The 11,999-nt window shown below is 73.7% G+C and carries 12 protein-coding genes and 1 tRNA gene; 8 read left to right on the top strand and 5 right to left on the bottom strand.

Annotated features, from left to right (window positions below; all coding sequences use genetic code 11):
* Positions 1-6: 6 nt before the first annotated feature.
* On the bottom strand, positions 7-393 hold the full coding sequence (locus tag CMN_RS13700; protein ID WP_015491373.1) for a DUF4229 domain-containing protein: 387 nt from the start codon (positions 391-393) through the stop codon (positions 7-9).
* A 138-nt stretch (positions 394-531) separates the two neighbouring features.
* Between CMN_RS13700 and CMN_RS13695 the strand changes: the two genes are divergently transcribed.
* Both CMN_RS13695 and menD read left to right on the top strand, forming a co-directional pair.
* Positions 532-966 carry a PLD nuclease N-terminal domain-containing protein gene (locus CMN_RS13695; protein WP_015491372.1) on the top strand — a complete coding sequence of 145 codons (435 nt, stop codon included), beginning with the start codon at positions 532-534 and terminating at the stop codon, positions 964-966.
* Positions 967-970: 4 nt separating this feature from the next.
* Positions 971-2,725, top strand: a complete 1,755-nt coding sequence (gene menD / locus CMN_RS13690; protein WP_015491371.1) for a 2-succinyl-5-enolpyruvyl-6-hydroxy-3-cyclohexene-1-carboxylic-acid synthase — start codon at positions 971-973, stop codon at positions 2,723-2,725.
* Between the two features lie 25 nt (positions 2,726-2,750).
* Here the strand turns inward: menD and CMN_RS13685 are convergent, their stop codons facing one another.
* Together CMN_RS13685 and CMN_RS13680 are read right to left on the bottom strand one after the other, a co-directional pair.
* Positions 2,751-3,488 carry a tyrosine-protein phosphatase gene (locus tag CMN_RS13685; RefSeq protein WP_015491370.1) on the bottom strand — a complete coding sequence of 246 codons (738 nt, stop codon included), beginning with the start codon at positions 3,486-3,488 and terminating at the stop codon, positions 2,751-2,753.
* 70 nt (positions 3,489-3,558) lie between these two features.
* The gene (locus CMN_RS13680; protein ID WP_015491369.1) at positions 3,559-4,833 is read right to left on the bottom strand and encodes an isochorismate synthase; all 1,275 of its coding nucleotides are present in this window, start codon (positions 4,831-4,833) and stop codon (positions 3,559-3,561) included.
* 160 nt (positions 4,834-4,993) lie between these two features.
* On the opposite strand from CMN_RS13680, the gene ubiE reads away from it, so the two are divergent.
* The 5 genes from ubiE to CMN_RS13655 all read left to right on the top strand — a co-directional run bounded on the left by ubiE (position 4,994) and on the right by CMN_RS13655 (position 9,698).
* Positions 4,994-5,728, top strand: a complete 735-nt coding sequence (gene ubiE, locus CMN_RS13675) for a bifunctional demethylmenaquinone methyltransferase/2-methoxy-6-polyprenyl-1,4-benzoquinol methylase UbiE (RefSeq protein ID WP_015491368.1) — start codon at positions 4,994-4,996, stop codon at positions 5,726-5,728.
* 33 nt (positions 5,729-5,761) lie between these two features.
* Entirely contained in the window at positions 5,762-6,835 is a 1,074-nt protein-coding gene (locus CMN_RS13670) for a polyprenyl synthetase family protein (RefSeq protein ID WP_015491367.1), read from the top strand.
* A gap of 90 nt (positions 6,836-6,925) precedes the next feature.
* The gene (locus tag CMN_RS13665; protein ID WP_015491366.1) at positions 6,926-8,296 is read left to right on the top strand and encodes an FAD-dependent oxidoreductase; all 1,371 of its coding nucleotides are present in this window, start codon (positions 6,926-6,928) and stop codon (positions 8,294-8,296) included.
* Positions 8,297-8,419: 123 nt separating this feature from the next.
* Complete coding sequence (locus CMN_RS13660) at positions 8,420-9,103, top strand: prepilin peptidase (protein ID WP_015491365.1); 684 nt, start codon at positions 8,420-8,422, stop codon at positions 9,101-9,103.
* 124 nt (positions 9,104-9,227) lie between these two features.
* Entirely contained in the window at positions 9,228-9,698 is a 471-nt protein-coding gene (locus CMN_RS13655; RefSeq protein ID WP_015491364.1) for a MarR family winged helix-turn-helix transcriptional regulator, read from the top strand.
* Positions 9,699-9,725: 27 nt separating this feature from the next.
* On the opposite strand, the gene cls is transcribed toward CMN_RS13655, so the two are convergent.
* Together cls and CMN_RS13645 are read right to left on the bottom strand one after the other, a co-directional pair.
* Positions 9,726-11,195 (bottom strand): cardiolipin synthase, encoded by a 1,470-nt coding sequence (cls, locus tag CMN_RS13650; protein ID WP_015491363.1) that lies wholly within the window; start codon positions 11,193-11,195, stop codon positions 9,726-9,728.
* Positions 11,196-11,277: 82 nt separating this feature from the next.
* A complete protein-coding gene (locus CMN_RS13645) occupies positions 11,278-11,766 on the bottom strand; it encodes a YajQ family cyclic di-GMP-binding protein (RefSeq protein WP_041465318.1) in 489 nt (162 codons plus the stop codon).
* A 130-nt stretch (positions 11,767-11,896) separates the two neighbouring features.
* On the opposite strand from CMN_RS13645, the gene CMN_RS13640 reads away from it, so the two are divergent.
* A tRNA-Tyr gene (locus tag CMN_RS13640) sits at positions 11,897-11,978 on the top strand.
* Positions 11,979-11,999 lie beyond the last annotated feature (21 nt).

The raw sequence follows: 11,999 nt of genomic DNA, 5'->3' as shown, positions 1-11,999 counted from the left end.
CGCGGCTCAGCTGCGCTCGGCCTCGCCGTCGGCGCGCGGGGCGGCCGCGGCGGTGTCCGGGGCGCCGACGCCCGGCGTGCCCGTGGCGGCCGTGGCGACGTCGGCGGATCCGGCCGCGCGGGCCCGGCGCTCGGCCGCGTCGACCGCGGCGTCCTCGGAGTCGTCGTCCTCCACGGGCTTGCGGCGCCCGGCGGCGACGGCCGCGAGGTCCGCGGCCATGGCCTGGCGCTGCTTGCTCAGGAAGATGTAGGAGCCGCAGAACGACACCACCGCGCCGATGACGGCGGCCAGCGGCCAGAAGTCCGGGCTCACGGCGACGACCAGCCCGAACGGGACGGCGAACAGGAGGATGCGGACGACGGTGTAGACGAGCCAGTAGCGACGGGAACTCACCGGGTCAGCATAGGCCGGTCGCCTGGACGGGCCGGTCGCCTGTGCAGGCGCCGCCACCCAGCCGGGATGCGGCCGGCGCCCTCGTCCCGCCCGTGCGACGCCCGGCGTCCTCCCCGGTTGCGGAGCTACCATCGGGAGATGCCCCGCCTGTTGATCGGTCTCGCCGTCGTGATCGTGTTCTTCACGGTCTTCGTCATCGTGGACACCTCCCTGACGCCGCGGACCCGCATGCGCGGCCTCCCGAAGCCCGCGTGGATCGCGGTGGTCGTCCTGGTCCCTGTCATCGGCGGCATCCTGTGGCTCGCCATCGGCAAGGACCGCACCGATCTCGCCCGCGCATCCGGCCGCCGCCTCGGCCCGGACGACGACCCCGACTTCCTCTCCGGCCTCGGCCGCACCCGGTCGGAGGAGGAGCGCATCCGCCGCCTCGAGCAGGAGCTCGCCGACCTCGACAGCGACGGCACGGGCCCGGACGGCGACGGGCCGGCGACCCCGGGCGGCACGGGCACCGCCCCGCGGCCGAGCCCCGATGCCGATGACGATCGCGGCACCCCCGGTCGCCGGGACGCCTGACCCGGTGACCGCCACCGACTCCCTCCCCACGCCGTCCGCCGCCGCTCCCCGCACCGGCAACCCGTCCACGGATCGCGCCATCGCGATGCTGCTCGCGCTCGTCGCCGAGGGCGTCACCGACGTGGTGCTCTGCCCCGGATCCCGCTCCCAGGCCCTCGCGCTCGTCGCCGCCGAGCTGGAGCGCGTCGAGGGCGTGCGCCTGCACGTCCGCATCGACGAGCGCGCCGCCGGCTTCCTCGCGCTCGGCCTCGGCGTCGAGTCCGGCCGCCCCGCTCCCGTCATCACGACCTCCGGCACGGCCGTCGCGAACCTCCACCCCGCCGTGCTCGAGGGCTGGCACTCGGGCGTCCCGATGCTGCTCCTCACGGGCGACCGCCCGGCTGAGCTCCGCGGCATCGCGAGCAACCAGACCACGCGCCAGCCCGGCATGTTCGGCGACCGGGTCGCGTGCATCGACGTGCCCGCGCCCGAGGAGACGGACGACGATCTGGCGCGGGACGCGGTGATCGCCCGCGACGCGTACCGCCGCGCCCGCGACGAGCGGACGCCCGTGCACGTGAACGTGGCGTTCCGGGATCCGCTGTCCGTCGCGGTGCCGGATCTCACGGAGGGCGCCGCGGAGGCGCGCGCCGCCGCCGACGTGGTCGCCGCCGCTCCCGCCGCGCCTGCGCCCGCCGACGTCCTCGACCTCCCGCACGGCCCGCGCACCCTCGTCGTCGCCGGGCACGCCGCGGGCGAGGCCGCCGAGGAGCTCGCGCGCGCCGGCGGCTGGCCGCTCGCCGCCGAGATCTCCAGCGGATCCCACTTCGGCCCGAACCTCGTCGTCTCCTTCCGCGAGCTGCTCGCCCGCCCCGGCTTCGGCGACCGCGTCGAGCGCGTCATCGTGTTCGGCCACCCCACTCTCACCCGCGAGGTCCCGCTGCTCGTCGGGCGCGAGGACGTGGAGGCGATCGTCGTCGGATCCACCGGCGGCGAGGACTACGACCCGCGCCACCGCGTCACGGCCCACCCGGCCGCCGTGCGCGTCGTGGGCGAGCCCGCGGATCCCGCCGACGCCCGCCGCTGGCTCGGCACGTGGGTGCAGGCGAGCCGCGCGATCCTCGACGAGGCGACCGCCGCGGAGTCCGCCCCGCTCCTGCCCTCCGGCACCACGCCCGCCGAGCGTCGCGACTTCGCGCGCGCCGAGCTCGCCGCGGTGCGCGCCGACGTCACGCGCCGCCACCTCGTGCGCGCGCTCTGGCAGGCCACCTGGCCGCACGACCGCCTCGTGCTCGGGGCGTCGCGCCTCATCCGCGAGGCCGACCGCGCGCTCCCCGGCAAGCGCGTGCGCGTGCACGCCAACCGCGGGCTCGCCGGCATCGACGGCACGATCTCCACCGGCCTCGGCATCGCGCTGGCGTCGCAGGCCGGTTCCGGGAGCGCGGCCGCGGGGATCACGCGCGTGCTCGTCGGCGACCTCACGCTCCTGCACGACGTCGGCTCGCTGCTCATCGGCACGGGCGAGCGCGTCCCCCGGATCCAGGTCATCGTGGGCAACGACGGCGGCGGCACCATCTTCGACGGCCTCGAGGTCGCGGACACGGCCGCGCCCGCCGCCATCGACCGCGTCATGTTCACGCCCCAGCGCGTGGACATCGCGAGCCTCGCGCAGGCCTACGGCTGGACGCACCTGCGCGCCGCGACCCACGGCGAACTGGAGGCGGCGCTCACGACCGCGTCCGAGGTGCCGCTCCTCATCGAGGTGCCGCTGGCCCGGTAGCCGATCCGCCCCGGCGGGCGGAGGGCTACTCCGCCGGGATCGTGCCACGCCACGTGCGCAGCAGCTCGCGCTCGGAGCCGGTGAGGTCGGCCGCGTCGAAGAGCGCGTCGAGGTCGATCCCCGCCATGGCCTCCCGGAACGCCGCCTCGCTCGTGGTGCCGCGCTCGGCGAGGAACGCCTCGATGGCCGGCTCCATGTCGGGCTGGCCGGAGTTCGCGGATCGCTCCGGGCCCCGGCGGATCGACTCCAGGTAGTCGTCGACGATGTCGTCCGGCTCCGCGCCCACCGCGAGGAGCAGGAGCAGCGCGACGAGGCCCGTGCGGTCGCGTCCGGCGCCGCAGTGGAAGAGGACGCCGCCCGCGGGGGCGTGGGCGATCGTCCGCAGCGCGGCTCCGGCCCGGTCCGGCAGCTCGGCGAGGTGCGGCAGGTAGTAGAGCGGCGTGCCGACGAGGCCCGTGTCCCAGTAGGGCACCCAGAAGTCCGGGTGGTCGTCGAGGCCGTCGAGGTCGACGTGCGCGACGTGGATCCACTCGGGCCGCGGGTGCGTGTCCCGGGCACGCTCCGCCGGCTGACGGAGGTCGAGCACCGTGCGGAAGCCGAGCTCGCGCAGCCGCTCCCATCCGGCGTCGGTGATGAGGTCGGCGTCCTCGCAGCGGGCGAGCGCCCCCGTCGGCGTCGTGCCGCCGCCCCGGAGCCGGATGCCGCCGAGGTCGCGGGCGTTGACGAGGCCGTCGATCGGGAGGGTCCGGTCGGATGCGGTCATCGCCTGAGTCGACCACGCCGGTGCTCGAGCACGCGTCCGACGAGGGAGTGATCCTCGTCCTCCGACGCTCCTAGCCCAGCGCCTCCACGACGGGCCGGAACTTCATCGCCGTCTCGGCGCGCTCGCGCTCGGGGTCGGATCCCGCCACGATGCCGGCGCCCGCGTGCGCGACGATGGCGCCCGACGGATCCACCTGGGCGCCCCGCAGCGCGATGGCCCACTCGCCGTCCCCGTCGGCCGCGACCCAGCCGACCGGGCCGGCGTAGCGCCCGCGGTCGAAGGGCTCGAGCTCGGCGATGAGCTCCAGCGCGGCGGCAGTCGGGTGCCCGGCGACCGCGGCCGTCGGGTGGAGCGCGCCCACGAGGTCGAGCGACGAGGATCCGTCGCCCAGCGTGCCCGTGACGTCGCTCGCCAGGTGCCACAGGTTCGGCAGCTTGAGCGTGAAGGGCGCGTCGGTCGTGGCGAGGTCGCGGCTGTGCGGGCGGAGCGCGTCGAGCACGCTGTCGCGCGCGAACGCGTGCTCCTCGTTGTCCTTGGGGCTCGCGGCGAGGCCGGCGGCCGCGGCGGCGTCGGCGCGGGCGTCCGCGCCGCGCGAGACGGTGCCGGCGAGCACGCGGGCACCGACCGTGCCGCCGCCGACGTGCACGAGCGTCTCGGGGCTCGCGCCGATGAGGCCGTCGACCGCGTAGGTCCAGCAGTCGGGGTAGCCGAGCGCGAAGCGGCTGAGGGCGAGGCGGAGGTCGCCGCCGAGAGGGAGGCGGCCTACGAGGTCGCGCGCGAGCACGACCTTCTGCACCTCGCCCGTGCCGATGGTCGCGACGGCGCTCGCGACGGCCCGCTCGTAGTCGTCGGGGCCCATGGATCCGGGGCGCAGGTGCAGGCGGTACTCGGCGCCGGGGCGCTCGGGCACGGGGATCGCGCCCGCCGTCAGGGCGTCGAGCGGGGAGGCGACGTCGCCGTCCTCCTGGTCGGCGAGCCGGATCCGCGTGACCCACGAGACCCCGTCCCGCCGCCCCACGACGACGCGCGGCACGACGAGCACGCTCGCGGCGTCCGAGTCGTCGGCGAAGGCGAAGGCGCCGAACGCGATGAGGCCGGTGCCGGGGATCCCGAGCGGATCGGTCACGGTCGCCGCGTCGGCCACCTCGCGCCACGCGACGGCGGCCTCGCGCACGCGGTCGGGCCCGCGGAACTCGAGCCGGAGGGCCTCGCCGATGCCGCCCATCCCGGATCCGTGTCGCAGCCACACGAGCGGGTGCCGGGCGTCGAGGAGGGGGACGAGCCGGGCGATGGAGTCGACGGGGGTGGTGTCGACGAGGAGCGCTCGGACGCGGGATGCGGTCACGGATGCCAGCCTACCGCCGGGGATCCGGGCCTCCCCGGGAGCCCCGGCGCCCCCGACGCGCACCCCGCCGGCACCCGCCGCCCCCGTCCTCTGATGGGCCCCTGGGCATCCGGCCGCCGCCCACCGCGTGCCCAGCGCGCCCGAATAGACTGACGTCGTGATGCGAGCAGACCTCAGCAAGAAGCCCGGCCAGGTGTCGGCCATGTTCGACGAGGTCTCGAGCGCCTACGACCGCACGAACACCGTCCTCTCGGTGGGGAACGACCAGCTGTGGCGCGTCGCCACCACGCGCGCCGTCGCCCCCGTCGCCGGGGAGCGGATCCTCGACCTCGCCGCGGGCACGGGCACCTCGAGCGCCGCGCTCGCCGCGTCCGGCGCCCACGTGGTCGCCGCCGACTTCTCCGAGGGCATGCTCGAGGTCGGCCGCCGCCGTCACGCCGGGAACCCGCGCATCGAGTTCGTGCACGCCGACGCCACCGACCTCCCCTTCGACGACGACTCCTTCGATGCCGTCACCATCTCCTTCGGCCTGCGCAACGTCGTCGAACCGCGGAAGGGCCTCGACGAGCTGCTGCGCGTGCTCAAGCTCGGCGGTCGCATCGTCATCTGCGAGTTCAGCACCCCGCCCGTGCCGCTCGTGCGCCGCGGCTACGACCTCTACATGAAGGCCGTCGCGCCGTCGCTCGTGAGGCTCGTGAGCTCCAACGCCAGCGCGTACGAGTACCTCAACGAGTCGATCCAGGCCTGGCCCGACCAGGCGACGCTGAGCTCCTGGCTCCGCGAGGCGGGATTCGCGTCGGTCGAGCACCGCGACCTCACCGCGGGGATCGTGGCGCTGCACCGCGGCGTCAAGCCCGCCGGCCGCCACGCCGCTCCCCGTCCCGTCGCGTCCTGACCGCGCGTGAACCCACAGACAAGGACGCCGAACATGAGTCCGAGCATCCCGCTCGTCCGCCGCGGCAGCTCCGTCGCCTCGCACGCCAGCCTCACCGAGCGCCTCTTCTCGTCCTCCGGCGACCGCCGCATGGCGCGCAGCATCGACGACGGCCTCGCGCTCGTCGAGGAGCAGCTGCTCCGCGAGGTGCGGTTCGCCGACGACGTGGCCGACGTCACCACGCGCTACCTGCTCGACGCGGGCGGCAAGCGCGTGCGCCCGATGCTCGCGCTCCTCATCGCGCAGCTCGGCGAGGGCAACACGCAGCAGGTGGTCGACGCGGCCGTCGCCATCGAGATCACGCACCTCGCGTCGCTGTACCACGACGACGTCATGGACGAGGCGGACATGCGCCGCGGCGTCCCGAGCGCGCAGGCCGTGTGGGGCAACTCCATCGCGATCCTCGCGGGCGACCTCCTCTTCGCCCGCGCCAGCAAGATCGTCGCCGACCTCGGCCCGCGCGCCATCCGCCTGCAGGCCGCGACCTTCGAGCGCCTCGTGCTCGGCCAGCTGCACGAGACCATCGGCCCGCGCGAGAGCCAGGATCCCATCGAGCACTACCTCGACGTCCTCGCCGACAAGACCGGTTCCCTCATCGCGTGCGCCGCCCAGATGGGCGTCATCTACTCCGGCGCGGATCCTGAGCTCGAGTCGGCCGTGCTGGCCTTCGGCGAGCGCACGGGCGTGGCCTTCCAGCTCGTCGACGACGTGCTCGACCTCGCCGACCAGCCCGAGGAGACGGGCAAGCTCGCCGGCACCGACCTCCGCGCGGGCGTCGCCACTCTCCCCCTCCTCTACCTGCGCCGCCTCGCGGAGACGGATGTCACCGCGGCGTCGCTGCTCGCGCGGATCCAGCGCGACGTCGAGCACGAGGAGACGCCCGAGTCGGAGGCCGACCTCACCGCGGCCATCGCCGAGCTCCGCGACCACGAGGTCACGGTCCGCACCATCGCGGAGGCCCACCTCTGGGCCGCCGAGGCGGTCGACGCGCTCGCGCCCCTCCCCGAGGGCCCGGTCAAGAAGGCGCTCACGCGCTTCGCCGACACCATCGTCGAGCGCACGCGCTAGCTGCCGCTCGTCCCCGCCGGCTCTCGCGGGGATCCGCACCACAACGCCCCCGACGGCCGGCACGGGGACGACGACGAACCGGAGACACCAGTGACCAAGCTCAGGCTGGCCATCGTGGGCGCAGGGCCCGCGGGCATCTACGCGGCCGACATCATCCTGAAGGCCGAGAAGCAGTTCGACGTTTCCATCGACCTGTTCGAGCGCCTCCCCGCGCCGTACGGCCTCGTCCGCTACGGCGTCGCGCCCGACCACCCGCGCATCAAGGGCATCATCGGCGCGCTGCGCGACGTGCTCGACCGCGGCGACATCCGCATCTTCGGCAACGTCGACTACGGCCGCGACATCACGCTGGAGGACCTGCAGAGGCACTACAACGCGGTCATCTTCTCCACGGGCGCGATCCGCGACGCCGAGCTCGACATCCCCGGCATCGACCTGCCGGGCTCCTACGGCGCGGCCGAATTCGTCAACTGGTTCGACGGCCACCCCGACTTCCCGCGCGACTGGCCGCTCGACGCCCGCGAGGTCGCCGTCATCGGCAACGGCAACGTGGCGCTCGACGTGGCGCGCATGCTCGCCAAGCACGCGGACGACCTGCTCCCCACCGAGATCCCGGACAACGTCTACACGGGGCTCAAGCACTCGCCCGTCACCGACGTCCACGTCTTCGGCCGCCGCGGCCCCGCGCAGGTGAAGTTCACGCCGCTCGAGCTCCGCGAGCTCGGCGAGGTGCCCGACGTCGACGTCATCGTCTACGACGAGGATTTCGGCGTGGATCCGGCCGCCGAGGAGGCTGCGAAGACCAACAAGCAGGTCATGGTCATCAGCCGCGTGCTGGAGAAGTGGCGCACGCGCGAGACCGGATCCGCGTCCCGCCGCCTGCACCTGCACTTCTACTCGCGCCCCGCGGAGGTGCTCGCGTCCGACGACGCCGAGCCCCGCGTCGCGGGCCTGCGCATCGAGCGCACGCGTCCGGACGGCCTCGGCGGCGTCGAGGGCACGGGCGAGTACCGCGACTTCCCCGTGCAGGCGATCTACCGCGCGGTCGGCTACTTCGGCTCGCCCGTCGACGGGATCCCCTTCGACGAGGTCCGCGGCGTCATCCCGAACCACGAGGGACAGGTCCTCGACCTGGACAACACGCGCATCCCCGGCGTCTACGCCACGGGCTGGATCAAGCGCGGGCCCATCGGCCTCATCGGGCACACCAAGTCCGACGCCATGGAGACCGTCTCGCACGTGCTCAACGACCAGGGCGACTGGTGGACGCCCGAGGCGCCCGAGGAGCAGGCGATCGTCGACCTCCTCGCCGAGCGCGGCGTCGAGTACACGGACCTCGCCGGCTGGCACGCGCTGGACGAGCACGAGATCGCCCTGGGCCGGCCGCACGGCCGGGCGCGGATCAAGGTGGTCGAGCGCGACGAGATGCTGAAGGCGTCGCGCCCGCGCGAGTCCGTCTGATCCGCACCCCCTGATCGACGCCGACGGGCGCCCGCGGTCCTCCCGCGGGCGCCCGTCCGTCGTCCGTCCCCAGCCGCGCGCCCGTCCGCCCGGTCGGCGCATCGCAGCCCCTAGGGTCGCCGCGTGCTCCCCGCCGCCTCGCCCGCCCTCGTCGTCGCGGCCGGGCTGGCCGGCGCCGCCGTCGGCGGCTGGTCCCCCGCGCCCGCCCGCCTCGCCCTCGCCGGGGGCCGCCGCCCCGACGGCCTCGACGCGCGCCCGCCGCATCCGCTCCTCGGCCTCGGCCGCGCCGCCGCGGTCGTGGCCGCGCTGGTCGCGGGGATCCTCGCGGCCGTGGTCGTCGCTGAGACGCCGCCCACGCGGATCCCCGTGGCGCTCCTCCTCGTGGCCGTCGGCCCCGTGCTCGTGCTCGCCGACCTCGCCGCGCACCGCCTGCCCGACCGCGCCACCGCTCCCGCGGCCGTCGCGGCCGCGGCCCTCGCGCTGGCCTCCGGCGGATCCCCCCTGCTGCTGCAGGCCGCGGCGTGCGGTGCCGGCGCCGGCGCCGTGCTCGCGCTCCTCCAGGCCGCGACCGGCGGCGGCCTCGGCACCGGCGACGTCAAGCTCGCGGGCGTCATCGGCCTCGCCCTCGGGCAGCTGGGGCCCGCGCAGCTCGCCCTGGCCCTCGCCGCGGGCACGCTCCTCGGCGGCGTCGCGGCGACGGCGCTCCTCGTGGGAGGCCGTGCGCGGGCGTCGACCGCCGTCCCCTTCGGCCCGTGGCTCGTGCTGGGCGCGCTCCTCGTGGCGTCCGCTCCCAGTACGCTCACCTGAGCGTGCGGACGACCCCGGCCGATGGTTGCCTGTGCGCGGAGGGCCCCCGCGTCACGACAGGCGTACGGTGGACGCAGTGTCCAGGACCCCGGCATCGACGTACTGACGAGCCAGAGGAAACGAAATGGCACAGAGATCGCTCACACTGCTGCAGGACGAGACCGGCGTGCTCCTGGCCGCCGCCTCGCGCGCGGTGGTCTCGCTCTACCGGCCGCTACTGCAGCCGCTCAATCTGACGCACCCGCAGTACCTCGTGCTGCTCGCCCTCGACGAGGAGGAGCCGCAGGCCGTCGTCGACCTCGCGGAGAAGCTGCACCTGACCCCCGGCACGCTCTCGCCGCTGCTCAAGCGCCTCGAGGTGTTCGGCTACGTCACGCGCTTCCGCGACACCACGGACGAGCGGCGCCTCTCCGTCGGGCTCACGGATGCCGGGCGCGACATGCTCCCGGTCATCTGGCGCGTCGGCGACCAGGTCCGCCGCGACATCGCGGGCGAGGACGAGGGCGACTCGCCGCTCCGCGACCTGCTGCAGGACGTGCTCGACCGCGCCACCGCCCAGGAGCAGGAGCAGGACCCGGCCGACGACCGCGACTGATCCGCGTCCCGCGCGGGGTCCGCGCGGCTACTGCACGCCCGAGGTCAGGCGCGCGAGGTTGTCGAGCACCGTGCTGGTGCGGGTGCGCCGGCTCCACTCCTCGAGGGTCAGCTCGCGGCTGCGCTGCCGGTACCCGTCCTCGATCCGGCGCATCTCGCGCACGAAGCCGGGGCCGCGCACCATCAGCGAGACCTCCATGTTGAGGCTGAACGACCGCATGTCCATGTTGCTCGACCCGATGACGGCCACGTCGTCGTCGATCGTGAAGTGCTTGCTGTGCAGGATGTACGGGGCCCGGTACATCCAGATCCGCACGCCCGCCTTGAGCAGCTCCTCGTAGTAGGAGCGCTGCGCGTGGTAGACCACGGGCTGGTCGCCGATCTCGCTCACGAACAGCTCCACCGAGAGCCCGCGTTGCACGGCCGTCGTGATCGCGTAGCGCATCGAGTCGTCGGGCACGAAGTACGGCGACGTGATCACGATCCGCTCCTGCGCGTAGTAGAGCAGCGCGTTGAACAGCCGCAGGTTGTTCTCGCCGGGGAACCCGGGGCCGGACGGCACGACCTGGCAGTCGAGCTCCTCGTCGTCGTCGGACGCCGCGATCTCGATGGGCTCGGTCTCGCGCACGAGCAGCTGGTCGGTCTCCGCGTACCAGTCGGTGATGAAGATCGCGTTGAGGCCGCTTACGATGGGGCCCTCGAGCCGGGTCATGAGGTCCTGCCACTTGAGGCCGCGCTTGCGGTTGACGACCTTGTTGTAGCTGCGGTGCACCATGTTCTGGGATCCCATGAAGCCGACGCGGCCGTCGACCACGAGCACCTTGCGGTGGTTGCGGAGGTCCGGCCGCTGGTAGCGACCGCGCAGCGGCTGCACGGGGAGCATGAGCTGCCAGTCCGCGCCGATCGCCGTGAGCTTGCGCGTCGTGCGCCGGTAGCCGGGCGCCCGCAGCGACGCGATGTGGTCGAGCAGCACGCGCACCGTCACGCCGCGCTGGACGGCCCGCTCGAGCGCGTCGAAGAAGGGGGCGCTCGTGACGTCCCACGCGAGGATGTAGAACTCGACGTGCACGTAGCGCGTCGCCTTCTCGACCTCCGCGGTCATCGCCGCGATCGACTCGTCGTAGTGGCTGTAGAGCTTCGCCCGGTTGCCGCCCACGAGCGGCATGGAGCCGAGCGTGCGGTTGAGCTCCACGACCGAGTCGAGCCACGACGGCCAGGAGTGCTCGCGCGTGACGCGCTCGATGCCCTCGGTCGACTCGATGATGAACCGGTTGATCTCCTGCTGCTTCTCGCGGCGCCGCTTCGGCAGCCGGGTCGAGCCGATGAGCAGGAACAGCAGGATGCCGAGGTACGGCAGGAAGAAGATCGCCATGAGCCACGCCATGGCGGTGGACGGCCGGCGATTGCGGGGGATGACCAGCAGCGCCGTGATGCGCACGACGAAGTCGACGACGACCGCGAGCCCCGCGAGGACGAGGGTGGTCATCGAGGGGTCCATCAGGCGGAGTCTATCCGCCGCGACCGGGCCGCCCGGGGGACGCGGTGCCCGCCGGACAGGCGGGGCACGCGCACCCGGTGGATCAGCGGAAGTTGACGAACTGCAGGTCGAGATCCACGTCGGCGCCCTTGAGCAGCGCGATGGTCTGCTGCAGGTCGTCGCGGCTCTTGCTCGAGACGCGGAGCTCGTCGCCCTCGACGCGGCTCTTGATACTCTTGGGGCCCTCGTCGCGGATGATCTTGCCGAGCTTCTTCGCGTTGGCCTGGTCGATGCCCTGCTTGAGGGTGACCTCGATCCGGTGCTCCTTGCCTGAGGCGAAGGGCTCGCCCTCCTCGAGGCTCTTGAGGCCGATGCCGCGCTTGATCATCTTCGTCTGGAGCACGTCGAGGATCGCCTTCACGCGCTCCTCGCTCGAGGCCTTCATGAGGATGGTGTCGCCGCTCCACTCGATGGAGGCGCCCACGTTCTTGAAGTCGTAGCGCTGCTCCACCTCCTTCTTGGTCTGGTGGACGGCGTTGTCCGCCTCCATGCGGTCGACCTTGCTGACGACGTCGAACGAGGAATCTGCCATGCCGACCATGTTAAGGGACGGCCGACTGCGGGCCCGCGGCGAGGGGATCCGACGATTTCGGTTCGCGGCCCGGCTCCCGCTATCATCGACGAGCGTCTCCGGTCCGTGATCACACAGGTCGGGTGCGCATGGCGAGTTACCCTAGCGGCCAAAGGGATCTGACTGTAAATCAGACGGCTCAGCCTTCGGGGGTTCGAATCCCTCACTCGCCACCGCACTGGACGGCCCCGCTC

The sequence above is a fragment of the Clavibacter nebraskensis NCPPB 2581 genome (assembly GCF_000355695.1).
In the GTDB taxonomy this organism is placed as follows: domain Bacteria; phylum Actinomycetota; class Actinomycetes; order Actinomycetales; family Microbacteriaceae; genus Clavibacter; species Clavibacter nebraskensis.
Note: the sequence above shows the minus strand (reverse complement) of the source record. Positions and strands in the feature narration are given on the sequence as shown.

Bases quoted from the DNA above. Each gene is read 5' to 3' on its own strand.
- CMN_RS13655 (WP_015491364.1), top strand. From the start codon at position 9,228: ATGGCACAGAGATCGCTCACACTGCTGCAGGACGAGACCGGCGTGCTC.
- CMN_RS13670 (WP_015491367.1), top strand. From the start codon at position 5,762: ATGAGTCCGAGCATCCCGCTCGTCCGCCGCGGCAGCTCCGTCGCCTCG.
- CMN_RS13645 (WP_041465318.1), bottom strand. From the start codon at position 11,766: ATGGCAGATTCCTCGTTCGACGTCGTCAGCAAGGTCGACCGCATGGAG.
- cls (WP_015491363.1), bottom strand. From the start codon at position 11,195: ATGGACCCCTCGATGACCACCCTCGTCCTCGCGGGGCTCGCGGTCGTC.
- CMN_RS13685 (WP_015491370.1), bottom strand. From the start codon at position 3,488: ATGACCGCATCCGACCGGACCCTCCCGATCGACGGCCTCGTCAACGCC.
- CMN_RS13695 (WP_015491372.1), top strand. From the start codon at position 532: ATGCCCCGCCTGTTGATCGGTCTCGCCGTCGTGATCGTGTTCTTCACG.
- ubiE (WP_015491368.1), top strand. From the start codon at position 4,994: ATGCGAGCAGACCTCAGCAAGAAGCCCGGCCAGGTGTCGGCCATGTTC.